The sequence below is a fragment of the Telluria sp. ZB4P36 genome (assembly GCF_059685865.1).
On sequence record NZ_JCASIE010000014.1, the window covers coordinates 25,687 to 46,566 of the forward strand.

Annotated in this window: 33 protein-coding genes; 23 read left to right on the top strand and 10 right to left on the bottom strand. The window is 64.1% G+C overall.

Going from position 1 to position 20,880, the window contains the following annotated elements; genetic code table 11:
• Window positions 1–56: 56 nt before the first annotated feature.
• From AC56LK_RS17520 to AC56LK_RS17560, 9 genes are all read right to left on the bottom strand, one after another.
• Window positions 57–1,040: a recombinase RecT gene (locus tag AC56LK_RS17520; RefSeq protein WP_497185762.1), complete on the bottom strand. Its 984-nt coding sequence runs from the start codon at window positions 1,038–1,040 to the stop codon at window positions 57–59.
• 12 nt (window positions 1,041–1,052) lie between these two features.
• A complete protein-coding gene (locus AC56LK_RS17525) occupies window positions 1,053–1,238 on the bottom strand; it encodes a hypothetical protein (RefSeq protein WP_497185763.1) in 186 nt (61 codons plus the stop codon).
• On the bottom strand, window positions 1,235–1,450 hold the full coding sequence (locus AC56LK_RS17530; RefSeq protein ID WP_497185764.1) for a hypothetical protein: 216 nt from the start codon (window positions 1,448–1,450) through the stop codon (window positions 1,235–1,237). The genes AC56LK_RS17525 and AC56LK_RS17530 overlap by 4 nt, the downstream gene beginning before the upstream one ends.
• Window positions 1,447–1,737 carry a hypothetical protein gene (locus AC56LK_RS17535; protein WP_497185765.1) on the bottom strand — a complete coding sequence of 97 codons (291 nt, stop codon included), beginning with the start codon at window positions 1,735–1,737 and terminating at the stop codon, window positions 1,447–1,449. The genes AC56LK_RS17530 and AC56LK_RS17535 overlap by 4 nt, the downstream gene beginning before the upstream one ends.
• 150 nt (window positions 1,738–1,887) lie before the next feature.
• The gene (locus AC56LK_RS17540) at window positions 1,888–2,187 is read right to left on the bottom strand and encodes a hypothetical protein (RefSeq protein ID WP_497185766.1); all 300 of its coding nucleotides are present in this window, start codon (window positions 2,185–2,187) and stop codon (window positions 1,888–1,890) included.
• Between the two features lie 2 nt (window positions 2,188–2,189).
• On the bottom strand, window positions 2,190–2,486 hold the full coding sequence (locus tag AC56LK_RS17545) for a hypothetical protein (RefSeq protein ID WP_497185767.1): 297 nt from the start codon (window positions 2,484–2,486) through the stop codon (window positions 2,190–2,192).
• A gap of 715 nt (window positions 2,487–3,201) precedes the next feature.
• The gene (locus AC56LK_RS17550; RefSeq protein ID WP_497185768.1) at window positions 3,202–3,369 is read right to left on the bottom strand and encodes a hypothetical protein; all 168 of its coding nucleotides are present in this window, start codon (window positions 3,367–3,369) and stop codon (window positions 3,202–3,204) included.
• A 36-nt stretch (window positions 3,370–3,405) separates the two neighbouring features.
• Window positions 3,406–3,672 (bottom strand): hypothetical protein, encoded by a 267-nt coding sequence (locus AC56LK_RS17555; protein ID WP_497185769.1) that lies wholly within the window; start codon window positions 3,670–3,672, stop codon window positions 3,406–3,408.
• Entirely contained in the window at window positions 3,672–4,391 is a 720-nt protein-coding gene (locus tag AC56LK_RS17560) for a S24 family peptidase (protein ID WP_497185770.1), read from the bottom strand. Before AC56LK_RS17560 ends, AC56LK_RS17555 begins: the two co-directional genes overlap by 1 nt.
• An 82-nt stretch (window positions 4,392–4,473) precedes the next feature.
• On the opposite strand from AC56LK_RS17560, the gene AC56LK_RS17565 reads away from it, so the two are divergent.
• From AC56LK_RS17565 to terL, 13 genes are all read left to right on the top strand, one after another.
• Window positions 4,474–4,731, top strand: coding sequence for a transcriptional regulator (locus AC56LK_RS17565; protein WP_497185771.1), 258 nt, complete (start codon window positions 4,474–4,476; stop codon window positions 4,729–4,731).
• A 51-nt stretch (window positions 4,732–4,782) separates the two neighbouring features.
• On the top strand, window positions 4,783–5,034 hold the full coding sequence (locus AC56LK_RS17570) for a hypothetical protein (protein ID WP_497185772.1): 252 nt from the start codon (window positions 4,783–4,785) through the stop codon (window positions 5,032–5,034).
• A gap of 77 nt (window positions 5,035–5,111) precedes the next feature.
• Window positions 5,112–5,318, top strand: coding sequence for a hypothetical protein (locus AC56LK_RS17575; protein WP_497185773.1), 207 nt, complete (start codon window positions 5,112–5,114; stop codon window positions 5,316–5,318).
• Window positions 5,315–5,509: a hypothetical protein gene (locus AC56LK_RS17580; protein ID WP_497185774.1), complete on the top strand. Its 195-nt coding sequence runs from the start codon at window positions 5,315–5,317 to the stop codon at window positions 5,507–5,509. The genes AC56LK_RS17575 and AC56LK_RS17580 overlap by 4 nt, the downstream gene beginning before the upstream one ends.
• A complete protein-coding gene (locus AC56LK_RS17585; RefSeq protein WP_497185775.1) occupies window positions 5,506–6,105 on the top strand; it encodes a hypothetical protein in 600 nt (199 codons plus the stop codon). Before AC56LK_RS17580 ends, AC56LK_RS17585 begins: the two co-directional genes overlap by 4 nt.
• The gene (locus tag AC56LK_RS17590; RefSeq protein ID WP_497185776.1) at window positions 6,102–6,983 is read left to right on the top strand and encodes a YdaU family protein; all 882 of its coding nucleotides are present in this window, start codon (window positions 6,102–6,104) and stop codon (window positions 6,981–6,983) included. The genes AC56LK_RS17585 and AC56LK_RS17590 overlap by 4 nt, the downstream gene beginning before the upstream one ends.
• Window positions 6,980–7,726: a replication protein P gene (locus AC56LK_RS17595; RefSeq protein WP_497185777.1), complete on the top strand. Its 747-nt coding sequence runs from the start codon at window positions 6,980–6,982 to the stop codon at window positions 7,724–7,726. The genes AC56LK_RS17590 and AC56LK_RS17595 overlap by 4 nt, the downstream gene beginning before the upstream one ends.
• Before the next feature lie 2 nt (window positions 7,727–7,728).
• Entirely contained in the window at window positions 7,729–8,046 is a 318-nt protein-coding gene (locus AC56LK_RS17600; RefSeq protein WP_497185778.1) for a hypothetical protein, read from the top strand.
• 59 nt (window positions 8,047–8,105) lie between these two features.
• On the top strand, window positions 8,106–8,624 hold the full coding sequence (locus AC56LK_RS17605) for a DUF2829 domain-containing protein (RefSeq protein ID WP_497185779.1): 519 nt from the start codon (window positions 8,106–8,108) through the stop codon (window positions 8,622–8,624).
• 60 nt (window positions 8,625–8,684) lie between these two features.
• A complete protein-coding gene (locus AC56LK_RS17610; protein ID WP_497185780.1) occupies window positions 8,685–9,170 on the top strand; it encodes a hypothetical protein in 486 nt (161 codons plus the stop codon).
• Window positions 9,167–9,550, top strand: a complete 384-nt coding sequence (locus AC56LK_RS17615; protein ID WP_497185781.1) for a hypothetical protein — start codon at window positions 9,167–9,169, stop codon at window positions 9,548–9,550. Before AC56LK_RS17610 ends, AC56LK_RS17615 begins: the two co-directional genes overlap by 4 nt.
• Window positions 9,547–9,990, top strand: a complete 444-nt coding sequence (locus tag AC56LK_RS17620; protein WP_497185782.1) for a terminase small subunit-like protein — start codon at window positions 9,547–9,549, stop codon at window positions 9,988–9,990. Before AC56LK_RS17615 ends, AC56LK_RS17620 begins: the two co-directional genes overlap by 4 nt.
• The gene (terL, locus tag AC56LK_RS17625) at window positions 9,971–11,431 is read left to right on the top strand and encodes a phage terminase large subunit (protein WP_497185783.1); all 1,461 of its coding nucleotides are present in this window, start codon (window positions 9,971–9,973) and stop codon (window positions 11,429–11,431) included. Before AC56LK_RS17620 ends, terL begins: the two co-directional genes overlap by 20 nt.
• A 14-nt stretch (window positions 11,432–11,445) precedes the next feature.
• Here terL and AC56LK_RS17630 read toward each other — a convergent pair whose 3' ends face one another.
• Window positions 11,446–11,676: a hypothetical protein gene (locus AC56LK_RS17630; RefSeq protein ID WP_497185784.1), complete on the bottom strand. Its 231-nt coding sequence runs from the start codon at window positions 11,674–11,676 to the stop codon at window positions 11,446–11,448.
• Between the two features lie 140 nt (window positions 11,677–11,816).
• Between AC56LK_RS17630 and AC56LK_RS17635 the strand changes: the two genes are divergently transcribed.
• The 10 genes from AC56LK_RS17635 (at window position 11,817) to AC56LK_RS17680 (ending at window position 20,734) form a co-directional block, all read left to right on the top strand.
• Window positions 11,817–13,910, top strand: a complete 2,094-nt coding sequence (locus tag AC56LK_RS17635) for a portal protein (RefSeq protein ID WP_497185785.1) — start codon at window positions 11,817–11,819, stop codon at window positions 13,908–13,910.
• Window positions 13,907–14,383: an Ntn hydrolase family protein gene (locus AC56LK_RS17640; protein ID WP_497185786.1), complete on the top strand. Its 477-nt coding sequence runs from the start codon at window positions 13,907–13,909 to the stop codon at window positions 14,381–14,383. The genes AC56LK_RS17635 and AC56LK_RS17640 overlap by 4 nt, the downstream gene beginning before the upstream one ends.
• Before the next feature lie 93 nt (window positions 14,384–14,476).
• Window positions 14,477–14,878 carry a hypothetical protein gene (locus AC56LK_RS17645; protein ID WP_497185787.1) on the top strand — a complete coding sequence of 134 codons (402 nt, stop codon included), beginning with the start codon at window positions 14,477–14,479 and terminating at the stop codon, window positions 14,876–14,878.
• Window positions 14,833–15,408, top strand: a complete 576-nt coding sequence (locus AC56LK_RS17650) for a hypothetical protein (RefSeq protein ID WP_497185788.1) — start codon at window positions 14,833–14,835, stop codon at window positions 15,406–15,408. The genes AC56LK_RS17645 and AC56LK_RS17650 overlap by 46 nt, the downstream gene beginning before the upstream one ends.
• Window positions 15,408–17,405 carry a hypothetical protein gene (locus AC56LK_RS17655; RefSeq protein WP_497185789.1) on the top strand — a complete coding sequence of 666 codons (1,998 nt, stop codon included), beginning with the start codon at window positions 15,408–15,410 and terminating at the stop codon, window positions 17,403–17,405. The genes AC56LK_RS17650 and AC56LK_RS17655 overlap by 1 nt, the downstream gene beginning before the upstream one ends.
• A gap of 12 nt (window positions 17,406–17,417) precedes the next feature.
• Window positions 17,418–19,292 (top strand): hypothetical protein, encoded by a 1,875-nt coding sequence (locus tag AC56LK_RS17660; RefSeq protein ID WP_497185790.1) that lies wholly within the window; start codon window positions 17,418–17,420, stop codon window positions 19,290–19,292.
• A gap of 56 nt (window positions 19,293–19,348) precedes the next feature.
• A complete protein-coding gene (locus AC56LK_RS17665) occupies window positions 19,349–19,582 on the top strand; it encodes a phage holin family protein (RefSeq protein WP_497185791.1) in 234 nt (77 codons plus the stop codon).
• Entirely contained in the window at window positions 19,579–20,079 is a 501-nt protein-coding gene (locus AC56LK_RS17670) for a hypothetical protein (RefSeq protein ID WP_497185792.1), read from the top strand. Before AC56LK_RS17665 ends, AC56LK_RS17670 begins: the two co-directional genes overlap by 4 nt.
• On the top strand, window positions 20,076–20,318 hold the full coding sequence (locus AC56LK_RS17675; protein WP_497185793.1) for a hypothetical protein: 243 nt from the start codon (window positions 20,076–20,078) through the stop codon (window positions 20,316–20,318). Before AC56LK_RS17670 ends, AC56LK_RS17675 begins: the two co-directional genes overlap by 4 nt.
• Window positions 20,318–20,734 carry a DUF1353 domain-containing protein gene (locus AC56LK_RS17680; protein WP_497185794.1) on the top strand — a complete coding sequence of 139 codons (417 nt, stop codon included), beginning with the start codon at window positions 20,318–20,320 and terminating at the stop codon, window positions 20,732–20,734. Before AC56LK_RS17675 ends, AC56LK_RS17680 begins: the two co-directional genes overlap by 1 nt.
• Window positions 20,735–20,880: the final 146 nt, after the last annotated feature.

The window sequence follows — 20,880 nt, forward strand, 5'->3', positions numbered from 1 at the left end:
GTCTATTTCCTTGGTCAGGTGGAGGTGGTTCCCACTTGCGCGGGAACGTTGCGGGTTTAGTCGTTTTCGTGGGCCCAGCTGTCGATCGTCAGCTTCTGCTCTTCGGTGAGGATCTGGCGGGTCTGGATCATGGCCACCAACTGCGCCACAGTCTTCTTGCCGGAGGTGACCAGGCCGCGCCACTCGGCCTTCTTGGCTTCGAACTCTTCCGGCGTGCACACCGGCTTCTCGGCGCCGGCACGGGCGGCGCCACCGTTACCGGCCTGACTGCCGGTACTGTCGCCGCCAGCACCGGTGTCGCCCTGGTCGTCGCCGCGGTCATCGATGACGACCATGTCGCCGTCGATCGTGAACGGCTTGCCGGCGTCGACCGCATTGGCCACGTCCATGGCGCGCTGCACTTCGATCGACTTCGGCATGTACTTGAGCACCTGGAGCAGCACCACCTTGCGAGCGTACATCTCCATGTTCTGGCCGTCGCCCTTCAGCGCGTAATGCTGGCCGCCGACCTTGTTGTATTTCTTGAGGTGCTTCTGCACGCGGTCCATGGTCCAGACCTCCAGCACCGGGTACTGGCTGCCGTTGACCCGGCCGACCGCATAAACGTGGGTGATGTCGCGCCAGCTGTCGCCGCCGCCCGCCGGGCGGTGCTTCACATAGGGCATGTCGCCCAGCGCCCAATCGAACTCGTCGCCCACGTACACGGCCCCGGTCCACACGGTGGCGCGGCCGGCGCGCGAGACCAGGTCGACCAGGCCTTGCCAGCCCGGGACGAAGGTGCAGTTCTTGCCGTAAGGGACCAGATAGCCCTGCCCGCCCACGCCGATCTCCAGGCCCAGCTGCGAGGCGACGATCACCGAGCCGAAGATCGTATGCAGGTCGCACTTCTGGAGGGCGGAGTTCTGGCTGAACGCGGTCATGGTCAGGCGGACCATGCGGTCCGGGCTGATGTGCTTCGGCAGCGCGTTGGCGATCTGGCCCTTGTACTGGGTCAGGAAGTTGCTCAGGCTCTTGGCCGGGCTGGCGACTACTTGATTCATGTGGTGGATCCTTCAGGAGTTGACGACAAAAAGTGCTGCCAGCGCGATCGCCATCGGCAGCCATGGATAGGTATCGCAGGCGTCGCCCAGCGCGGACAGCGCACGGCTCAGCAGATTGCGGCGGGTCGGGAAGCGCACGGTGCTCACCGGACAGGTGCGGCCCTGCCGGCAGGCGTTATTGCAGCAGCGGCGGCTCATGCCAGGCCTCTCTCGATCGACATGCGGCGCGCGGCCAGCTGGGTCTGGCGCTCGACCTCTTCGCGCTCCTTCTGCGCCAGGTAAGCGCGCACCGATTCGAAGTAGCTGACGTTCTCGCGCGACTTCTCCATCTGGCGCTCGGTGATCCACAGGCGCAGCGGCTTCGTGGCGCGGCGCACCAAGCGGCGCAGGATGCGGACGGCAGCGGTCATGCGGCACCTGCTACGGCCAGTGCGTCACGAGCTGCCGCCCAGTCTTCAAGACTCGGATCGCCGGGAGCGTTCACCAAGCGATCCAGCGCCGCCACCAGCTGTTGGTGCGCGTTACAGGCGCGGACGATGAACTCGGCATTGCGCGGCGCGATCGACTCGGCGACCAGGTGGCCACCGTAGTAGTCGACACAGTCGCTTCCGCCGATTTCCGGCACCGGTTCATCTGCGACGACGGCGCCCATCTGCGTCGGCTTGCCGACCCGCCAAGGTGTTTTCGTGTGCTGCATCCCTGCTCTCCTGTCGTTGGCGCCGGTGCGGCCGGCTCGGTTGTCTGTGCCGTCTTTCCGGCTGTCAGGGCATGCTCAGTTCCCACTGTCCCGTTTTCCTGACCCGGGCAAGGCAATCCGCGCTTTACGGGGCGCGGCGCACCGTGAAACTCAGGCTGCAAACTCCCGGTGCCAGATCGCGTTCTCGGCGCGCTGCTCTGCCAACCCTTCCCGATACAATTCCTCGGCCGTCGGCAAGTTGTCGTCGCACCACTTCTGCATGCTCTCGATCTCCGATTCCGAAACCAGGTCGAACAGGTTCACATTGCTGCCAGACAGGGCAACTCCGTAGACGAAGTAACCCTCTTCATCCAGCTCGCCGTAGAGGTCGAGCTTCAAGCCGTGGTGCACGTACGAGGTCAGCAGTTCGCCCTTGAGCTTCGGTTGATCGTGGTTGGCGGTGGTGTTCATGCTCAGGCGGCCCGTGCGTTCCGGCGCGCCAGCTCGGCGCGGGCCTGTTGTTCGCCCGCTTCCAGGGCCAGCTTCTGCAGCAGCTCGCCGAAGGCGTTCTCGCCGCGCGCGGTGCGCTGGATCAGGCTGGCCAGCGCCTGTTCGTCGCCCAGGTATTCGGCCAAGGCTTCGATCATGGCCGCGGTGTTCAGGCGGCTGCCGGCCTTGATTCCGGACAGGATCAGGTGCGCCTGCTCGCGAGTGGCGCGGTCAAGCTCGGCTTCACGTTGCAGGTCGGTGTCGGGGTCGTGCAGGGCCATGTTCGTCTCCAGTCGTTGGCTCGCGGTTGAGCGGTGTTGATGGAGCTACTTTATCAAACGCTAAACTAACTCGTCAAGCACTTGATAAAGAAATTGCGAAAAAGATTCGAGCGAGGGCGGGAAAGGATGAAATTTGCTACAGTCGGGACGAAAAAAAGCCCGCTCGAAGCGGGCCTTGATGTCTACAGCCGAGGTCTTCTTTACTTCCCTTGAACAGTAGGTTTAAACGATAGGCAGGCCTGGCACGTGGCTTCACCTCGCGTTGGGGTACAGTACTCCATGATAGTTTTGAACGGCAGGCGCCCGAGGTATGATCGGTACAGATCGCATGATGCATCGCCAGTCTGGCTTCCGCCGCCACTCCCATTGCCCATGGTGCATTCAGCGGCAACGCTCTTAATCCGCCGCGAGACTGTGTCGAGTTCCGACGAAAGGTCGCTCACAGCACTTTGTAGATACGAGTTTGCTGACGAACAGTCGCGGCGATTGTATTGCTGGTCTCGTTTGCAGGACTCTAGATCCTCTCGCTTGCTGTGTGCGTCACTGGCTTTGTCGCTCGCGTCTCGAGCCGCCTTTCGTAGTCGGTCAAGTTCATTAGAGCAACTGGAGAAATCTGCTGCAGATGCGGAAACGCATACCGTCATGAGTAATGCAGCTTTCAGCACGCCATGAGCTAAAAATCCTCTTATTTTCTTCATCCCATGCGCGCCGTTTTTCATTCCCATCCCTTTTCTTTATTCTCCATCGAGCGAATATATTCTGCCTGAGGAGATCGGTCTTCTAAGAATGCAACACGCGCTGACAGTGCATTGACCATGTCGAAAAGTCGATAAACTGCAATCAGCAGCCCAGCAAATCCGATCAGTATTCCAAAAGTGAACATCCCTTGTCCTTTTCCGGCTTCTATGTGCCGTGTAATCTAAAAAGGTAAATCAGGCTCGACCGGCGCTGGCAATTCGGACCACTCCAGATCATCGAGGGCGAGCAGCGCTCCTAGATAAAGAACGGTATCAAACTGCGCGCGCGCCTTCGCCCCCTTCCAGTCTCCCTCATGCCGCGCTACCAGCATCACTGGCAGGGCCAGCTGCGCCTGCAGCGTCGCGATCAGGTCATCGCTCAACTGCCCCATCTCAACCAAAACCACCGCCATCCGCACACCGCGCAGATTCAAAACCGAGTAATGCATTACAGCCTTTCACTTTCCTTCCGAACAACTCGCCCAATAATGATGCAAGCTTCACCACGGCACATCTTGCGGCCAAATTTTCGCTGATCCTGATTATCTGATTTGAGCCACCACTGGCCGCCGTCACGCTCCAGCCGCTTCACGACCGGTTCCCCCTCGTAGTTGAAGGCGTACACCTGGCCATCGACCATCTTCTTATCGGCCGTGTTGATAACTACTAGGTCATCTTCGTAAAGAGTCGGTTCCATGCTCTCACCGCTCACTCGAATCGAGATGAGGTTGTCGCGGTTGAAGCCGTGCCGCTTGATCCAATCCGCCGGTACCGTGGTGGTCGACCCGTCATATCGCTCCGGCTCAACCGAAAAGCCGATGATGCCGGCCGACAGGCGCAACCGCACCTTTGGGATATGCACAAGCGACGGATCGTCATCTTCGACGGCGCGCACGCGCTTGAAAGTACCTTCTGGCAGGCCGACTTCTGGATCGATAGTCAGCAGGGCGCCCTGATCGAAATACAGCACCGGTAGGCCAGCCAGCTCCTCCAGCTTGCGAGCCGTCTTTTCAGTGAAGGCCGTGCCGTCTCGATACGTGGTCGACAGCAGCTGGGCGAGACGCGACTCACTCATGCCCGTCTTATCGGCAAAGCGAACTCGCTGCCCGCCGTACTCGGCTTCGATCAAGGCCAGGAGACGATCGCGACGATGTTGATACATGTTCATTCGGATATTGTCGCGTACTTTTAGCATCTGATAAATTATCAATCGCTTGACTTAATCTATATCAATTGATAAAGTCGGGCGCATGAAGCTCATCGACTACCTCAATGCGATCCCGGTGGAAGCCCGGGATTCCTTCGCGGCCCGGTGCGGTACCTCGTTTAATTACCTGCGTCAGGTCGGCTACGGAAACCGCCCATGTCCGGAAAAGCTTGCGATCAATCTTGAGCGCGAGAGCAATCGCATCCTGGTATGCGAAGAGCTGTGCCCGGAAGCCGACTGGGCCTTCATCCGTGCGAATCCTCCGCCCACCCGGCGCCGCACCACGTCCGCTACCCCCTAACCCAGCAACACCCGAAGTCCCCACGCAACCCGCACCACCAAGGAGAAACACATGAGCCTCAACCCCAACACCCGCACCGAGACCGTCGAGGTGCTGCTGAGCCCTGCCGAGCTTTCCGGACTGGACATCGTCTGTAAAGCATTCGGCATCGCCCGCAGCACGTTCCTGCGGGGCCTGAGCAATAACGCCGTGCGGACGCATGGTACGGCGGCGCCGCACGGTAAGGAATCCCGACGTTGTCCGGGTCCTGGTCGAGCAGCCGGCCGGGCCCGCGGTGTTAGCACCGCCCGGAGGCACCTTTAATGGGTTCCGATTGCGCCACCAGCAACCAGCGAAGTGACGGCCTGGCCCAACCCCAGCGCCTGAAAGGAAGCGAAGAAATGGAAACACCAGCTCAGGCGCCAGACGCCTCCAAGCTGCTCGCGATGACCGACCACGTCGTGATTCGCAATCAGGTCTACAAGCGCGCCCGCCGCACCAGTGAAGAACCTCGCGAGTATGGGCGGCTCAACAAGAGCATCCAGGATCTCGAGGAAACCGCCGAGAAGCTGCGCAAGGCCGGCGCCGGAAAGGCAGGCCAGCCATGACGGACCTCGCCATCCAAGTCCGCGAGAACGTCCGCCGCAAGGCTCGGGAAGACCATGCCAAGGGTCTGCCGCGTGACGCCCACAACCTGAATCCATCGGCCGCCCTGGACGACTACCAGGACGAATGGGACTGGTGCGAGAAGCAGAAGCGCCAGGCCCTAGTCGTGCTGGCGGAGGTTTCGCCGCCATGACGTCGCCCACCCTCATCCCCTGGACCGAAGCGAACATCGCCCGCGCCCTCGCGCTGCAGGTGTTCGCCCGCCGCTACCTGGTCATGGTCCCGAACTGCAACTGGACCGGGTACGAATGCGACCTGCTGGCGGTGACGCCCGACCTGCGAATCGTCGACATCGAGGTCAAGATCAGCCGCGCCGACCTGAAGGCGGACGCCAAGAAGGACAAGTGGTGGCACCGCGAGTTCCTTGGCTGCGGCCCGTGGGAAGACGAATTCAAGAACGGCCGCCTCGTCGCACGCCGGCAGAATCCGATCTACAACACCACCGCGCGCCAGCACCCGCCGAAAGTCTGGAAGCATTACTACGCCCTCCCCCGCGAGATCTGGAAGCCCGAACTGCTCGACAGCTTACCGTCGAAGTCGTCGGGCCTGATCCTACTGCGCCAGGTCGAGGGTCAGATCTACGCCAGCATCGAGCGCCGGGCCACACCGAACCGTGAGGCCAAGGCCATCGAGCCCGCCGATGCGGTCGACCTGGCCCGCCTCGCCAGCCTGCGCATGTGGAACACCTACCAGGCGCTCGAAGCCGAGCGATCGAAGGTGGCGGCATGAACTACTACGAGCACCACATCGGCGACTATGCCGAGGCCACCGCCCACCTGACCTTCATCGAGGACGCGGCATACAGCCGCCTGATTCGCAAGTACTACGCCCAGGAGCGCCCCCTGCCCGCCGACATAAAGGCTGTGCAGCGCCTGGTCGGCGCTCGCTCGAAGGAAGAGCGCGAGGCCGTCGATACCGTGCTGAACGAGTTCTTCACGCTTGACGTCGACGGCTGGCACAACGGCCGCTGCGACGCCGAGATCGCGCGCTACATGGACAAGGCCGAAGGCAAGGATGCGAAGCGTGAGGCCGAGAAGGAACGCCAGCGCCGCCACCGCCAACGTCGCAAGGAACTGTTCGATGCGTTACGCGAACACGGTGAGGTTCCACCGTTTGACACGTCAACGGAAGACCTTGTCACGATGCTGGAACGCGTTATGTCACGCGATGTCACGCAACCTGTCACGCGTGACGCAACGGCTACCCAGTCACCAGGCACCAGTCACCAGACACCAGTAGTAGGAAACACCGCGTCTACTCAACCTGAGTTGGGCGCGGTGGAAGGGGTGGCCACTGCTGCACAGCTGAGCGGCGCGATGATCCGCGCAGGCATCGCTGCGCAGTCCGGAGATCCGCGCCTGCTGGCCCTGGCTGCACAGGGCGTCTCGGTCGAGACCGTACTGTCCGCCTGCAGCGAAGCTCGGGTGTCGAAACCGGATGAGGCGATCAAGCCCGGCTACGTCTTCGCCATCCTCGAGCGCTGGGCCAAGGAAGCTTCGACGCTGAACGCCACCGGCGCCGCGCCGCCAGCACCAGGCAGCGCCGGCCAACCCGTGAAGTTCGACCCCGTCGCCCACGTCAACCGAAACCGGAGGACCGCATCGTGACCAACCTCGCCGATTACCCAGACCTGCCCTCGGCGCCGACCACGCGCCCCTACTCCCGCTGGTTCGATCCGGCACCTGGCCTTGGCATCTCGCTCATGGACCACCTGTTCAACCGCCTGGACGGCGCCTATCCGCACAAGTGGCGCTCGAACTTCACGAACCAGCAAGCGATCGACAACTGGGCCGAAAGCTGGGTCGAAGCCTTCGAGGAAGAAGGCATCACCCCCGACGACGTGAAGATCGGGCTGCGTGAATGCCGCCGGCGCTTCGCATGGCCGCCCAGCTGCGCCGAGTTCGTGCAGGCCTGCCGGCCCGGCGTGGATCCGCTGCGCGCGTACTACGAGGCCGTCGCAGGTGTGCAAGCCCGCTTCGCCGGCGAACACGGCACCTGGTCGCACCCTGCGATCTACTGGGCCGCCATGCCCATGGCCACCGAGCTGCGCGAGCAGAGCTACAGCCAGGTGCGGGCCCGATGGGAAACCGCGCTGGCGCACCAGCTCGCCAAGGCCACATGGGACGAGATCCCGATACCGATGCTGCAGCTGACGGCGCCCGGCAAGGGCCGGACGTCCCGCGAGGCCGCGGTGCGTGCCATCGAGAAGATGGTCGCCACCCTGGGCAAGGTCCCGCTGAGCCGCCAGTGGGCCAGCGACATCCTGGCACGCGAACAGGCCGGGGAGCAGCTGCTGCCGATCCAGGTGCAGTTTGCCCGAGAAGCGATGCGCGTCGAGGCCGACGCCTGACCATGGACGCGACTCCCGACAACGTCACCGTCCTGCCCGTGAAGCCGCGGGACAACAGCACCGAGCGCGTGCTGACCCGGGTCCACAGCTTCGACTGCCGGCACCAGCGCTTCATCGTGGACGACAAGCTTGCCGAGGTCACGTGTGCCGACTGCAGCGAGAAGATCAGCCCGATCTACGCCCTGCTCCAGCTGTGCGGAACCGAGAACCGCTACCACGAGCTGCACGCCAGGTACCAGGACGAGCTGAAGCGCCTGGCCGAGCGTAGCCGGACCAAATGCACCCACTGTGGGCAGATGACCCCGATCAGCCGCACCTGACCACTGAGACCACTTCGCGCGCGAGCGCACAACCGCAGCACCAACCCTGAAGGAGCAGCATGAGCACCACCGCACAACGATTCATCGGCACGAAGACCATCTTGGCGCGCGTCCTCACCCGCGGCGATTACAACGCCTACCGCGGCTGGAACCCGCCGGCCGGAGAAGATCAGGCCGCCCCAGGCTACCTGGTCGAGTACACCGACGGTGGCGCGCCAAATGACCCGCGCCACGCCGGCTACATCAGCTGGTCGCCGAAAGAGCAGTTCGACAACGCATACCGGCCGTGCACCGGGATGACGTTCGGCCTCGCCATCGAAGCCATGAAGCGCGGCGCCAAGGTTGCGCGCGCTGGCTGGAACGGCAAGGGCATGTGGCTGATCCTGGTGCCGGGCACACCGCGCGCCGAGCTGCGCGAAGGCACGCCTTACTCCAAAGCCCTGCAGGAGCCGTCCTGCGAAATCCTGCCCCACATCGACATGTGGACCGTGAACGCCGAAGGCCGGCGCGCCATGCTGCCTGGCTGGCTGGCCTCGCAGTCCGACATGCTGGCCGAAGACTGGCTGATCGTCGACTAACCCAGCACCACCTGCCCGGCCTGGCGCCGGGCGCATAACGACAACGAGGAGAACCACCCCATGATCATCCTGGCCATCGACATCGGAACCACCACCGGCTGGGCCCGCAGCTCGCGCGCCGGCACCATCGCCAGCGGCAGCGAGAAGTTTGCACCTGGTCGCATGGAGAAGCCCGGCCACCGCTGGCTCAAGTTTCGCGCCTTCCTGAACGAGCAGCGCGTGCAGGCTGGCGGCGAGATCCACGCCGTCTACTTCGAGGACGTCAAGCAGCATGCCGGCACCCTGGCCGCCCACGTCTACGGCGGCTTCCTCGCGTGCCTGGAGATGTGGTGCGCATCGAACAACGTGCCGTTGCGCCCGGTCGGCGTCGGCCAGGTCAAGAAGCACTGGACCGGCAAGGGCAACGCCGACAAGCTCGCCATGGTCGAGACCGCGCGCGCCAAGGGCTTCCGGCCGAAGGACAACAACGAGGCCGACGCGCTGGCGATCCTGTCGCTGGCCCAGTTGCAGGAAGGCGTGCACCAGGTGGAGCGGGAGGCAGCTTGACCGAGTCCGAACGCTGTGACATCGGCGCTCGCCTGGAGAACTGGGCGCGCTGGGCCCGCGCCGACGAACCAGATCAGCTCCCCGCCGGCGGCAGCGAGCGCCGACGCATCGATGAGGGCGACGCGCGCCTGCTCGACCAGTGCATGCCGGCGCTGCGCAGGTTCGACCGTCTGCTGTTGTGGTGGTGCTACGTCGACCAGGCCACGCCACAGGAGGTGTGCCGCCAGGTCGGCATCGCCCAGCGGCCGGCGCTGCTCTTCATCGCCTCCTTCCGCGTTGCTCAACAGGCAATCGAAGCGCTCGTCGACCGTACGAACTCTTCCGCAGGAACGTTGACTGGTGGCATCATGTCGGTATCCACCGACGCCGCCGCATCATGACCGCCACCACCTACACCCCCGAGCTCGCCGCCAAGTTCTGCGCCGCCATTGCGGACGGCGGCACGCTCCGCTCCGTCTGCAAGAAGGCCGGCATGCCCAGCAAGGCCACCGTCTTCCGCTGGCTGGGAGAGCACGTCGAGTTCCAGAAAATGTACGAAGCGGCAACGGATGAGCGGACTGACGTGATGATCGATGAGATCGTGGACATCGCCGACAACTGCAAGACGGACGCCGACTCGATCCGCAAGGCGAAGCTCCGCATCCACGCGCGCGTCGAGCAGGCCCAGAAGATGAAGCCGAAGAAGTACGGCGCCAAGATGCAGCTCACCGGCGACGGCGGCGGCCCGATCCAGTCGAAGGCGACGCTCGACGTGGCCAACCTCTCCACCGCGGCCCTAGCCGAGATCCTGCAGGCAAAAGATGCAGCTGAACGACGCTGACCTGCTGAACGTCGAGCGCGAGCTGTGCAAACGCTCCCTCGCCCACTTCGCCCAGCGCGCCTGGCACGTGCTGGAGCCGGCCGCCGAGCTCAAGTGGGGCTGGGCCCTGGACGCGATCTGCCTGCACCTGGAAGCCGTGACGAAGGGCGACATCCTCCGCTTGCTCATGAACGTGCCCCCGGGCTCTATGAAGTCGCTGCTCACCGGCGTGATCTGGCCGGCCTGGGAGTGGGGCCCGCGCGGCATGCCAGAGATGCGCTTCGTCGGTACCGCTCACGAAGAGACGCTGGCGATCCGCGACAACCGCAAGTGCCGCGACCTGATCACCTCTGACTGGTACCAGCGGCTCTGGTCCATCGAGATGGCGGCCGACCTCAACGGCAAGCGCGAATTCGGCAACACGAAGAAGGGTTTCCGCCAGGCGCGCGCGTTCACCTCGATGACCGGCGTCCGCGGAGACCGCGTCATCCTGGATGACCCGATCAGCGCCGACAATGCGAACTCGCCGGCCGCGCTCGAGGAGGCGCGCCTAGCCTTCACCGAGACCCTGCCGACCCGTGTCAACAACGACAAGTCGGCCATCGTGGTGGTTATGCAGCGCCTGAACGAGAAGGACGTGTCGGGCGTCATCAAGGACATGGGCCTGCCCTACGTTCACCTGTGCATCCCGATGCGGTTCGAGCCCGCGCGCCGCTGCACGACGTCGATCGGCTGGTCGGACCCGCGCACGAAGGAAGGCGAGCTGATGTTCCCCCAGCGATTCGGCGAAGACCAGGTGGCCGAGCTCGAGCAGACCCTAGGCTCCTACGGCACGGCCGGCCAGCTGCAGCAGCGCCCGGCGCCGCGCGGCGGCGGCATCCTGAAGGAGGCCTGGTTCCGCTACTACACCGCCCTGCCCGCCCTGGAGTTCCGCACCATCCACGCTGACACGGCCCAGAAGACCGGCGAGGAGAACGACTACTCGGTGTTTCAGTGCTGGGGACGGTCGACCGTTGGCCAGGCTGTGCTTGTCGACCAGATCCGCGGGAAGTGGGAGGCGCCCGAGCTGGTAGTGCAGGCCCGGGCGTTCTGGCACAAGCACAAGGCCGCCGCCGGCGCGCCGCTGCGCGCCATGATGGTGGAGGACAAGGTGTCGGGCACGGGCCTGATTCAGACCCTGCGCCGCGAGAGTATCCCGATCATCCCGGTGCAGCGCAACAAGGACAAGCTGTCGCGTGGCTACGACGCCGCGCCCTTCATCGAGAGCGGGAACGTGCTGCTGCCGATGGATGCGCCCTGGCTATCGGGTCTGCTGGGCGAGGCTGCGGCGTTCCCGGGCGGCGCGCACGACGACCAGCTGGACCCGATGTTCGACGCGATCGCGAACACCCAGGCATCGCCGGCGCCGAAGCCACCACCGGCAGCGCCCATCCCGATGGCGTCGCCATGGGGGCGGCGCTAACCATCCTCAAATCGTTATTGGCCAGCGAGCGCGCCAATCTGTCGAGCGACATCAGCAAGTTCTCGGTGAGCGCGAGGAATAAAAGCAGACAGTGGGAATTCGTTCTCCCAGGCCTCGCTGAAATTCTTGCGGGTGCCCTCTTCGGCTTGGGCATACGGGCGCATGTCCATTTCTTTCTGCGCGTTACGGTATTCGGCAGCCAGCTTTCGCACCTCGGCGGCGAACAGAAGACGTTGGTAATCCATCGTGATTCCCATGTTGTTTTGGAAACGGCAGAGTAGCGTAAACCGTTGCTGATTGGCTGAGATAGCCGTGCAACTTGCTACCTTTTTGAGCGACGATAGATGTAGACTATCGGAAATTTCTTTCCCGAAAGACTGCCCCTATGAGCCGCCCCACGACCGAGCAGCGCCTCGCCGCCAAACACAAGTTCTTCCGTAGCGACTTCGACAAGATTCAGTCTGCTGTGCGCGACGTACGCATCCAGTGCCTGAGCGATCGCCGCTTTTACTCTATCCCCGGTGCTCAGTGGGAAGGCCCGGTTGGCGAGCAGTTCGAGAATAAGCCGCGGTTCGAATTCAACAAGACCCACTTGGCCGTGCTGCGCGTGGTGAACGAGTACCGCAACAACCGCATCACGGTCGACTTCGTGCCGAAGGACGGCAGCCAGGCCGACGAGCTGGCCGACACCTGCGACGGCCTGTTCCGCGCCGATGAGCAGGACAGCGGAGCCCAAGAAGCCTACGACAACTGCTTCGAGGAAGGCACCTCGGGCGGCATGGGCGCCATCCGCCTGCGCGCGCGGTACGAGAACGAGGAAGACGACGAGGACGACCGCCAGCGCATCGCGATCGAGCCGCTATACGAGGCCGATACCAGCGTCTTCTTCAGCCTGGACGGCAAGCGATACGACAAGGCCGACGCCAAGCGCTGCTACGTGCTGTCGTCGATGAGCCCTACCGAGTACGAAGAGGAATGGGGCGACAGTCTGGCCAGCTGGCCGAAAGAGATCACCAGGTCAGAGTTCGACTGGTGCGCGCCGGATGTGGTCTGGATCGCCGAGGTCTACGAGATCGAGGAGAAGAGCGAGCTGGTGCACTTCTTCCGTGGCCTCGCCCTGGGCGACGACGAACCCGATGAGATGGAAGTGCAAGACCAGGAACTGAAGGACGACCCGGCCAAGCAGGCCGAGCTCGAGGCCCGGGGCTTCAAGAAGGTGCGCGAGAAGCGCCGCACCGTCCGCAAGGTCCACAAGTACATCATGAACGGCGCGCGGATCCTTTCGGACGAGGGCTACATCGCCGGCAGCTGCATCCCGGTCATCCCGTTCTACGGCAAGCGCTGGTACGTCGACGGGATCGAGCGCTGCCAAGGTCACGTGCGCCTTGCGCGCGACGCCCAGGTGTTGGACAACATGATCAAGAGCTGGCTGGCCGAGATGGCCGCGCGCTTCGATATCGAGAAGCCAATTTTCTCCCCCGAGCAGATCGCCGGCCACGCCGAAATGTGGGCGCGCGATAGCGTCGACAAGTATCCGTACCTGCTCGCCAACAACGTGCTCGATGGGAACGGCAACCCGATTCCGGGTTCGAACGTGCCGCTGGCCTACACCAAGGCACCGAACATGCCGCCGGCGATGGCCGCGCTCGCGCAGCTGGCCGCCACCGCGCTCGAGGACATGCTGGGCAACCAGCAGGCCGGTGAGGTGCTGCAGCCGAACCAGTCCGGCAAGGCCGTCGAGCTGATCCAGCAGCGCCTGGACATGCAGGTCTTCATCTACATCGACAACTTTAAGAAGACCGTCAAGCGCATGGGCGAGGTCTGGCAGTCGATGGCGAAGGATTTGCTGGTGGAGGCCGGCCGCCGGATGAAGACGGTCGACCAGACGGACCAGACCGGCACGATCGAGCTACAGAAACCGATGGTGGACAAGGAAACCGGCAAGGAGTACCTGGCAAACGACCTGAGCCGCGCGAAGTTCGACGTGGTGCCGGACGTCGGCCCGAGCTCGAGCAGCCGGCGCGCCGCCACCGTGCGCGGCCTGATCAATGTGCTGCAGATGGTCGAGGATCCGCAGGACCGCAAGATCATCACCGCCCAGATCATGATGAACCTCGAAGGCGAAGGCATGGCCGACCTGCGCAAGTACTATCGCAACCAGCTGGTGCGCATGGGCGTCATCGAGCCGACCGAGCAGGAAAAAGAGGAGTTGGCCGCCGAGGCGCAGAGCCAGCAGCCGGATCCGAACGCCGAATACTTGGCCGCCGCCGCTGGGAAGGCGCGGGCCGACGAAGCGCAATCCATCGCGAAGACCGGCAAGGCCCACGCAGAGACCGTCGCGATCCTCGCTAAAGCGGGCGCGACGATCCAGGACGGCGCCATCTCCCTGGCTGACGCGCTCACGCCCGGGCCGATCCTCGACGCTGGTGCCCAGCCTTCGGCGCCGGCAGTTCCCGCCCAACCGGGAATCGAGCTATGACCGTCATCGCATGGGATGGCCGCACCCTGGCGGCCGACAAGCGCGGCACGGTCGCTGGCATGGCCTACGCCGTCACGAAGCTGCACCGCGTTCGCGACGGGCTGATCGCCTTCTCGGGAGGAGGCGCGCATGCGGCCGAGCTGCTGCAGTGGTTCAACGGCGACCGCGATCCGTCCACCTACCCGCGCCGGGGCGACGACGACGGAGCAGGCACCATCCACATAGACCAGGACGGCCGGATCTTCATGTTCGCGGCGGCGAGTCCCTTCCCCGAACTGATCGAAGCGCCCTTCTTCGCGCGCGGCGCCGGCCGCGACTACGCAATGGCCGCAATGCACCTGGGCTGCGATGCTCGCCGCGCGGTCGAGGTCGCGTGTGTGTTCGATATCGGTTGCGGGAATGGCGTCGATGCCCTCGACCTGGCCCCAAACCCGGCCGCAGCACTCACGCGAGAACCTTTTACTGCCGAATAAGCGCAACACAGCAATAAATACTGCCGTTTTCTGTTGCAGCAGCAATAGTTTCCGCCTATCATTTTGCCCATTGGCATTCATCGAAATCTATCGATGAGCAACGGGGAAAACGGCATGTACAAAAGCTGGATGTGGAAACAACGCTCGTACCGCGAGCAGTTCCAGGGCGACGAAGGCGGCGCGAGCGCCGGCGGCACCGCGGCACCTGATCAGGTCGAAATCACCGACCAGGGCGGCGAGCAACAAGGCGGCGACGCCGACCAGCAGGATGGCCAGCAGGCCGCCGCGCCCGATCCCGATGCAACCGCCGAAGATGATGAACTGGTCATCACCCTGGGCGACGAGACTCCGCCCACATTCGAGGACGACGAAGTCGACGGCAAGCCGGCCCCGCAGTGGGTCAGGGACCTGCGTAGGGAGAACCGCGAGCTCAAGAAGCGTCAGCGCGAATGGGGCTCGATCCGCAGGCTAAGAAATCGCTCGATGACACGGTGACCAACGCGGCCATCCAAAGCCAGGCTGCCACCTCTTTCGATAACCTAGCTGGCAAATTCGAAGAAGCTGGGGGCGGGTTTGGCGCATTCTCATGGGCGCTGGAGAAGCTGAAACAAGGGACCGGGTTCCAAGGCCAGATGACCCAGTTGCGGCAGGAATATACCCGGATTCGCAATAGCATCGCGATCAAGTCCCTCCCCCCGGGAGTAGCGACCGACAAGGACATCGAGCTGGCCTTGAAGGGTCTTCCTGGTGAGAGCGCCGACTCAGCACAAATTGCTAGCTTCTTGCGAGGCGCGTCAAAGCTCGCTCGCCTGGATGCCGCCGTCTCCTCAGCCAAGGGCGAGTGGATCTCGGCTTATGGCGGCATGACCCCCGCACGACGCGCGACTCAGATTAGCGGTATCGACGTCGCCCCGGGTATGAAGTTCGAGGATGTTGCGAAGCGAGTTTCGGAGCAAGCATCCAAGAACGAATCAGCCAAGCCTGCCGCCGGGCTTCCCGCCGGTTGGTCCGTCGAGGTGAACTGATGCCGACCTTCAAATTCACCGCTCCGGACGGTAAGAGCTATACCGTCAACGGGCCGAAAGGCGCAACGCAAGAGCAGGCATTCGCCATCCTGCAATCGCAGATTTCAGCCGGCACTGCGCAGGCATCGCTCGCCGGTCAAATCCCTATTACCGACGAGGACCGCGCTTTCGGCGCGAGCCAGCCGGCCCCGGCACCGAAGAAGGCCGATCCCGGCCTGGTCGACCAGCTCGTTGGCGCGGGCGAAACCGCGCTCACGCTGGCGACCGGCGCGACAACTGGCGCCGTCGGCATGCTGGGCGGGACCGTCAAGGGCCTGGCCGAATCCGTCATGGACGGCACCTACGGCACGCAGGAGGGTGTGCGCCAGGTCGAGCAGGCCGCCGGCGAAGGCATGACCGCCCTCACCTACCAGCCGCGCACGCAGGCTGGCCAGCAACAGGCCGCCGCCGTCGGCGAGTTCGCTGCCGCAGCTGTGCCTGCTGCTGGCCTGACCGCCGAGCTGGCCGCAGCCGGTCGCGCGGCCGGCGCGGCCGCACAGGGTGCCCGCGACCTGACTGCTGGAAGCGTTCAGCGCATCCGCGCCGCCGTACCGGCCATCGCCGAGCGCGTGCAGCGCACCCTCGCCCGCAACCCTGAACCGGCCACGCCGACGCCCGGCACGCGGGGCAGCATGGGTGCGGCCGGTACCGACATGGCAATACAGCGCCGCCAGGTGGCCGACCAGGTGGGCATGAAGCTCACGGCAGGACAGGCGACCCGAGACCAGCAGCAGTTGCGTTTCGAGATCGAGACCGGCAAGGGCGAACACGGCGCCGCGTTCCGTGATCGCTGGTCCGAACAGAACGAGCAGGTTCACAAGCATTTCGATCACCTGGTGGACATGACTGGAAAGGAAACCGCCGACTTGCTGGGTACCGGCCGATCGGTCGACAAGGCCCTGCGCGAGAAGGCTGCGCGCGACAAGGCCGAGATCCGCGTCGCCTACAAGAACGCCGAGAAGGCGGGCGAGCTCGAGGCTCCGGTGCAGCTGGACGACCTGGTCGCGCACCTGAACGAGTCGGCGCCGGACGCCGCCACCGCCCCAGTGCTGAACGTCGCCCGCCAGCGCGCGTTGCAGCTCGGGCTCGCCACCGAAGGACCGGATGGCCAGCTCGTGGCGGCGCCGGTGCCCCTCAAGACCGCCGAGACGATGCGCCAGGCCATCGGCCGCGCTACCAACTTCGAACCGACCAACATCCGCCAGTCGACCATCATCAAGGGCCTGATCGACACCGGAACCGAAGGCGCCGGCGGCCAGGCCTACAAGGCGGCGCGTCGCCTGCGCGAGAACTACGCCAAGCAGTACGAGGACCGCGCCGTCGTGGCCTCCCTGCTGAACAACAAAAAGGGCATGGCCGATCGCAAGGTGGCTTTAGCCGACGTCTTCGATCACGCGATCTTGAACGCCAGTCGCGAGGACGTCAGCCACGTGCGCCGAGTGCTCACCGCCCACGGCAGCGACGCCCCGGCTGAGGTTCGCCAAGCCGGCATTCAGGCCTGGAACGACCTCAAGGGCGAGACTGTCAACTGGATCAAGGAGCAGGCCTTCGCGAACACCGCGACCGACCAGCGAGGCAACGTCATCCTGTCGGTGCCCAAGCTCGATCGGGCTATCAAGAAGCTCGACGCCGACGGTCGCCTCGAACTCATGCTCGGCAAGCAGAGCGCCCAGCACCTGCGCGAACTGAACGACCTGGCCAAGGTCGTTTACACCGCGCCGCCTGGTGCCGTGAACACCTCCAACACGGCATCCGTGCTGCTGGCCGCCCTTACCGAGGCCGGCGTGACCGGTTCCATGACTGGCCTGCCAGTGCCAGTGCTGTCCGCGCTGCGGCTGGTCGCGGTCCAGGTCAAGAACCGCCGCATCCAGAAGCGCATCGAGCAAGCGCTGCAGGGCCGCTCCGCTCCACTCACCCCACCACCGCCGGCGCGTCCGCCAGGCCAAACGCTGCACTGATCGAGGAACCACATGCTCCCAGTCGAAACCCCTTTCAAGACCTACACCGGCCTCGACGGCAAGCCGCTGGACAACGGTTATGTGTACTTCGGCCTACCAGATCAGGACTCGGTCGCGCACCCGGTGACCGTGTATTGGGATGCCGCCGGTACGCTCCCTGCCGCGCAGCCTCTGCGCACCCTGAATGGCTACATCGTGCGTGACGGTACGCCGGCGAACGTGTTCTACGACGATACCTATTCCGAGCTGGTGCGAGATTCCAAGGGCCGCCAGGTGTTCTACGCAAGAACGTCTGAAGAATTCAGCGTCGCCAACGTGGTGAGCGCGTTCTTACGAGACATCGCGGAAGCAGCTGGAGCGGCGCTGATCGGCTTCATTCAGGCTGGGGTCGGTGCGGTGAAGCGCTCGATGCAGGACAAGTCGCGCGACGTGGTGAATATCAAGGACTTCGGCTTTGTCGCTGACTGGAATGGGGTAACCGGCACGAACAACGGACCCAAGCTGGTGGCATTGATCGCGGCACTGCAGGCTCGATCCGACTCGCCGAAGGTTATTGGGGCCGGTGGGAAATATTGGTTCGGGAACGTTGCTGGTGATGCTGCAGTGGTAACGGTCACGCGACCATTGCACATCGACTGGGCCGGCGCCGAGCTGTTCGTAGCTGAGGCAAATCCGGGCTCCGCGAACACTGGGTCTGCGCTCATCCAAGTAAAGGATACCGGTGGTTTTCTTATGGAAAACTACGAGTTCACGGATACGACGTTCTCCTATGGGAATGCGAGTCGCGGCGTGCAACCGGTGCAAACGCTCAACACCGGTACGAATGTCACCTACGGCTACGAACTGCGGAATTTCATTGTTCACAAAGGCCAGTCGCTGATTACCGCTTTCTCGACCAACCCAGGGGTGGCGGTTGCGAAAGGCTTCCGGCTGAGCGGAAGCTGTCGCGGCGGGCAAGTCTACTACGGGGTGAACTTGGCTTACAGCGGTGATGACTTCGAAGGCAACTACACCGTAGAGAATTGTCACCGCTTGGCCTTTCTGTACGACGTCGAGGACGTAACCCTGGTTGCCCATGCAAGAAACACCGAGCCTTCCTCTGCAAATCTCCTCATTTCTGGGAACGGCACGCGCAAAACTCGCAACATCAATGTCCGAGCCACCTTCGACACCATCAACGGTGGCCTGCTGGTTTCCGGTCTCGCTGCTACCGCGAATCCTGCGCAGTTCGAAAACGTCGAACTGGACGTCTTCGCCAAGGCGGCTGGATCGAACGCGGGTACTGGCGGCACGATGGTGCGTGTCGGTGTCCAGGATGCCGGGGGAAACTGGGTGGCTACGAGCGCATACAGCGTCAAGAACGTAAATATCCGCGCGCGCTCGCTGTTCAAGTATGACTCGGGCCTGGTCGCGGTCTATACCCAGGGGGCCAACGTTGAGCGCATTGGCATCGATGCCGACTACTTCTTGCCGGCAATGATGTCGGGCGACTACCGGAACGCGTCGATCCACTTCAAGCGCCCCGGCGCCCGTACCGTCATCGGCGGCGCCGGCGACCTCCAGGCAACGCCAGTCAAGCTCAACATGTTGCGCGTGGTCCCGATCGGCCCGAGATACATCTTCGGCACCGTACGCGTGACCTCATACGTCAGCGACACCAGCTACTCGATCAAGGAATACCGCATCGCCGGATTCCTCGCTTCCGATGGCTCACATGTTCCGAGCAGCCTATCGGTTACCGAAGTTAGCTCGGCGCAGGTTGGCGCGTACAACCCGACGATCACGATCACTTCCGACTGGACCGGCTACAACGTTGGCGCCAGTTCTGGCGGGAATGCCGCTGCGACGACGATCGTCGAGTTCTCGTTCGCCGACGGCACTGCGTAGGGCCTTCCTCAACCAGCGCCCGCTTCGGCGGGCACTTTACGTTTAGAGAAAAATCCATGAGCAAAATTAGCGCCCCTGAACTGGGCAGCTACGCCGGCGGCGTGACCGCAATCGGGGCCTCCCTGACACTGACCGACATCGGCATCATCGTCGGCATCGGCACGGCCCTGCTGACGTTCGCGTTGAACGCGTGGTACACGCGCCGGAAGAACGCGCGCGAGCAGATGCTGGCCGACCTCGAGCGCCGCGAGCGCGAGGTGCGTCTGGCGCGGATGGAGGCCGCCAAATGACTCCGCTTCGTCTACTTCGCACCGCCATCATTCCTGCGCATGCTGAGCTGGCGCGCTGCGGCATTCCCGACACGCCCGACGCGCGGCGCTTCCTGCTGGCGATCGCGCTGCAGGAATCCCGCCTGGCGCATCGCCGTCAGGTGGTAACGGGCGGGCTCGAGAACGGACCGGCAGCATCGTTTTGGCAGTTCGAAGCGGCCGGCGGTTGCAAGGGCGTGCTGACGCACTACCTGGTCGCCCCGACAATGCGTCAGCTCTGCGTCGAATTCAACGTCGCCACCACGCCTGGCGGACTGTGGGAAGCCATGCGCTTCCACGACATCCTCGCTGCCGTTGCCGCGCGCTTGCTGATTTACACCCTGCCCTCGAAGCTGCCGACCACCGCTGACGACGGCTGGGAGCAGTACCTCGACGCATGGCGCCCCGGCAAACCGCATCCCGCAACCTGGGCCAGCGCCTGGGCCACCGCAACCGCTACCGTGAAGGAAAACCCATGAAGATTCGCATCCTGGTGCTGGCCCTGCTGGCCACCCTCGCCGGCTGCTCGATGCTCCCGGCCGCCGTCGACGTCGCCGAGCAGACCGCTGCAACCGCGGTGGTGCAGTCCGCTGAGCGCACCATCTGCCGGAACATCCCGATCGGCACCTGGCGCCGGCTGTACGGCGAGAACCCCGTGCGGGCGCAAGCCTGGCGCGAGCTGTGCGCGAACCCGGTCGAGACGCCGGCGGGGGCGTGATGGGCATCTTCCACACGAAACTGCGCGTCGAGCAGCTGGACGCCGAGCGGTGGCAGCTCCTGGCGATGCTGGCGTTTGCCTCAGCCAAATACGACAGCATGACCATCGTCCCGGCTGGCACCATCACCGACTTCGCGAGCGTGCCGCGCGTGCCCCTGGCCTATTGGCTGTTCGCCGGCATCGGCCAGCCGGCAGCCGTGGTGCACGACTGGCTGTACGGCGGCGGCATCGTACCCCGCGAGGTTGCCGACGAGATCTTCCTGGAGGCGATGGAAGCGTGCGGCGTCTCAGCCTGGCGCCGACTGCCGATGTACTGGGCGGTGCGCGCCTTCGGTGGGTCGCGGTACACCGCGGCGCAGCCCAGGCTGAAGAAGGACGCGCCGGGCGAGCTCGAGCGAGAGCCCATGGTGGAATAGCGCGTTGGCGCCGGCGGCGACGCCATGCGATCTTGTCAAATTCACGGCCAGGTCGACCAGCGTTGCCGTCGCGCGATCAGTTCGTTTGTGCATCGCGGCAGGATAGCAGGCCCGGCCGCCCTGAGCTTGACCCAGCTCAACGGTGC

Excerpts from the sequence above, each read along its gene's own strand:
- AC56LK_RS17520 (WP_497185762.1), bottom strand. The coding sequence starts at position 1,040 with ATGAATCAAGTAGTCGCCAGCCCGGCCAAGAGCCTGAGCAACTTCCTG.
- AC56LK_RS17525 (WP_497185763.1), bottom strand. The coding sequence starts at position 1,238 with ATGAGCCGCCGCTGCTGCAATAACGCCTGCCGGCAGGGCCGCACCTGT.
- AC56LK_RS17530 (WP_497185764.1), bottom strand. The coding sequence starts at position 1,450 with ATGACCGCTGCCGTCCGCATCCTGCGCCGCTTGGTGCGCCGCGCCACG.
- AC56LK_RS17535 (WP_497185765.1), bottom strand. The coding sequence starts at position 1,737 with ATGCAGCACACGAAAACACCTTGGCGGGTCGGCAAGCCGACGCAGATG.
- AC56LK_RS17540 (WP_497185766.1), bottom strand. The coding sequence starts at position 2,187 with ATGAACACCACCGCCAACCACGATCAACCGAAGCTCAAGGGCGAACTG.
- AC56LK_RS17545 (WP_497185767.1), bottom strand. The coding sequence starts at position 2,486 with ATGGCCCTGCACGACCCCGACACCGACCTGCAACGTGAAGCCGAGCTT.
- AC56LK_RS17550 (WP_497185768.1), bottom strand. The coding sequence starts at position 3,369 with ATGTTCACTTTTGGAATACTGATCGGATTTGCTGGGCTGCTGATTGCA.
- AC56LK_RS17555 (WP_497185769.1), bottom strand. The coding sequence starts at position 3,672 with ATGCATTACTCGGTTTTGAATCTGCGCGGTGTGCGGATGGCGGTGGTT.
- AC56LK_RS17560 (WP_497185770.1), bottom strand. The coding sequence starts at position 4,391 with ATGAACATGTATCAACATCGTCGCGATCGTCTCCTGGCCTTGATCGAA.
- AC56LK_RS17565 (WP_497185771.1), top strand. The coding sequence starts at position 4,474 with ATGAAGCTCATCGACTACCTCAATGCGATCCCGGTGGAAGCCCGGGAT.
- AC56LK_RS17570 (WP_497185772.1), top strand. The coding sequence starts at position 4,783 with ATGAGCCTCAACCCCAACACCCGCACCGAGACCGTCGAGGTGCTGCTG.
- AC56LK_RS17575 (WP_497185773.1), top strand. The coding sequence starts at position 5,112 with ATGGAAACACCAGCTCAGGCGCCAGACGCCTCCAAGCTGCTCGCGATG.
- AC56LK_RS17580 (WP_497185774.1), top strand. The coding sequence starts at position 5,315 with ATGACGGACCTCGCCATCCAAGTCCGCGAGAACGTCCGCCGCAAGGCT.
- AC56LK_RS17585 (WP_497185775.1), top strand. The coding sequence starts at position 5,506 with ATGACGTCGCCCACCCTCATCCCCTGGACCGAAGCGAACATCGCCCGC.
- AC56LK_RS17590 (WP_497185776.1), top strand. The coding sequence starts at position 6,102 with ATGAACTACTACGAGCACCACATCGGCGACTATGCCGAGGCCACCGCC.
- AC56LK_RS17600 (WP_497185778.1), top strand. The coding sequence starts at position 7,729 with ATGGACGCGACTCCCGACAACGTCACCGTCCTGCCCGTGAAGCCGCGG.
- AC56LK_RS17605 (WP_497185779.1), top strand. The coding sequence starts at position 8,106 with ATGAGCACCACCGCACAACGATTCATCGGCACGAAGACCATCTTGGCG.
- AC56LK_RS17610 (WP_497185780.1), top strand. The coding sequence starts at position 8,685 with ATGATCATCCTGGCCATCGACATCGGAACCACCACCGGCTGGGCCCGC.
- AC56LK_RS17620 (WP_497185782.1), top strand. The coding sequence starts at position 9,547 with ATGACCGCCACCACCTACACCCCCGAGCTCGCCGCCAAGTTCTGCGCC.
- terL (WP_497185783.1), top strand. The coding sequence starts at position 9,971 with ATGCAGCTGAACGACGCTGACCTGCTGAACGTCGAGCGCGAGCTGTGC.
- AC56LK_RS17630 (WP_497185784.1), bottom strand. The coding sequence starts at position 11,676 with ATGGATTACCAACGTCTTCTGTTCGCCGCCGAGGTGCGAAAGCTGGCT.
- AC56LK_RS17635 (WP_497185785.1), top strand. The coding sequence starts at position 11,817 with ATGAGCCGCCCCACGACCGAGCAGCGCCTCGCCGCCAAACACAAGTTC.
- AC56LK_RS17640 (WP_497185786.1), top strand. The coding sequence starts at position 13,907 with ATGACCGTCATCGCATGGGATGGCCGCACCCTGGCGGCCGACAAGCGC.
- AC56LK_RS17645 (WP_497185787.1), top strand. The coding sequence starts at position 14,477 with ATGAGCAACGGGGAAAACGGCATGTACAAAAGCTGGATGTGGAAACAA.
- AC56LK_RS17650 (WP_497185788.1), top strand. The coding sequence starts at position 14,833 with ATGGGGCTCGATCCGCAGGCTAAGAAATCGCTCGATGACACGGTGACC.
- AC56LK_RS17655 (WP_497185789.1), top strand. The coding sequence starts at position 15,408 with ATGCCGACCTTCAAATTCACCGCTCCGGACGGTAAGAGCTATACCGTC.
- AC56LK_RS17660 (WP_497185790.1), top strand. The coding sequence starts at position 17,418 with ATGCTCCCAGTCGAAACCCCTTTCAAGACCTACACCGGCCTCGACGGC.
- AC56LK_RS17665 (WP_497185791.1), top strand. The coding sequence starts at position 19,349 with ATGAGCAAAATTAGCGCCCCTGAACTGGGCAGCTACGCCGGCGGCGTG.
- AC56LK_RS17670 (WP_497185792.1), top strand. The coding sequence starts at position 19,579 with ATGACTCCGCTTCGTCTACTTCGCACCGCCATCATTCCTGCGCATGCT.
- AC56LK_RS17675 (WP_497185793.1), top strand. The coding sequence starts at position 20,076 with ATGAAGATTCGCATCCTGGTGCTGGCCCTGCTGGCCACCCTCGCCGGC.
- AC56LK_RS17680 (WP_497185794.1), top strand. The coding sequence starts at position 20,318 with ATGGGCATCTTCCACACGAAACTGCGCGTCGAGCAGCTGGACGCCGAG.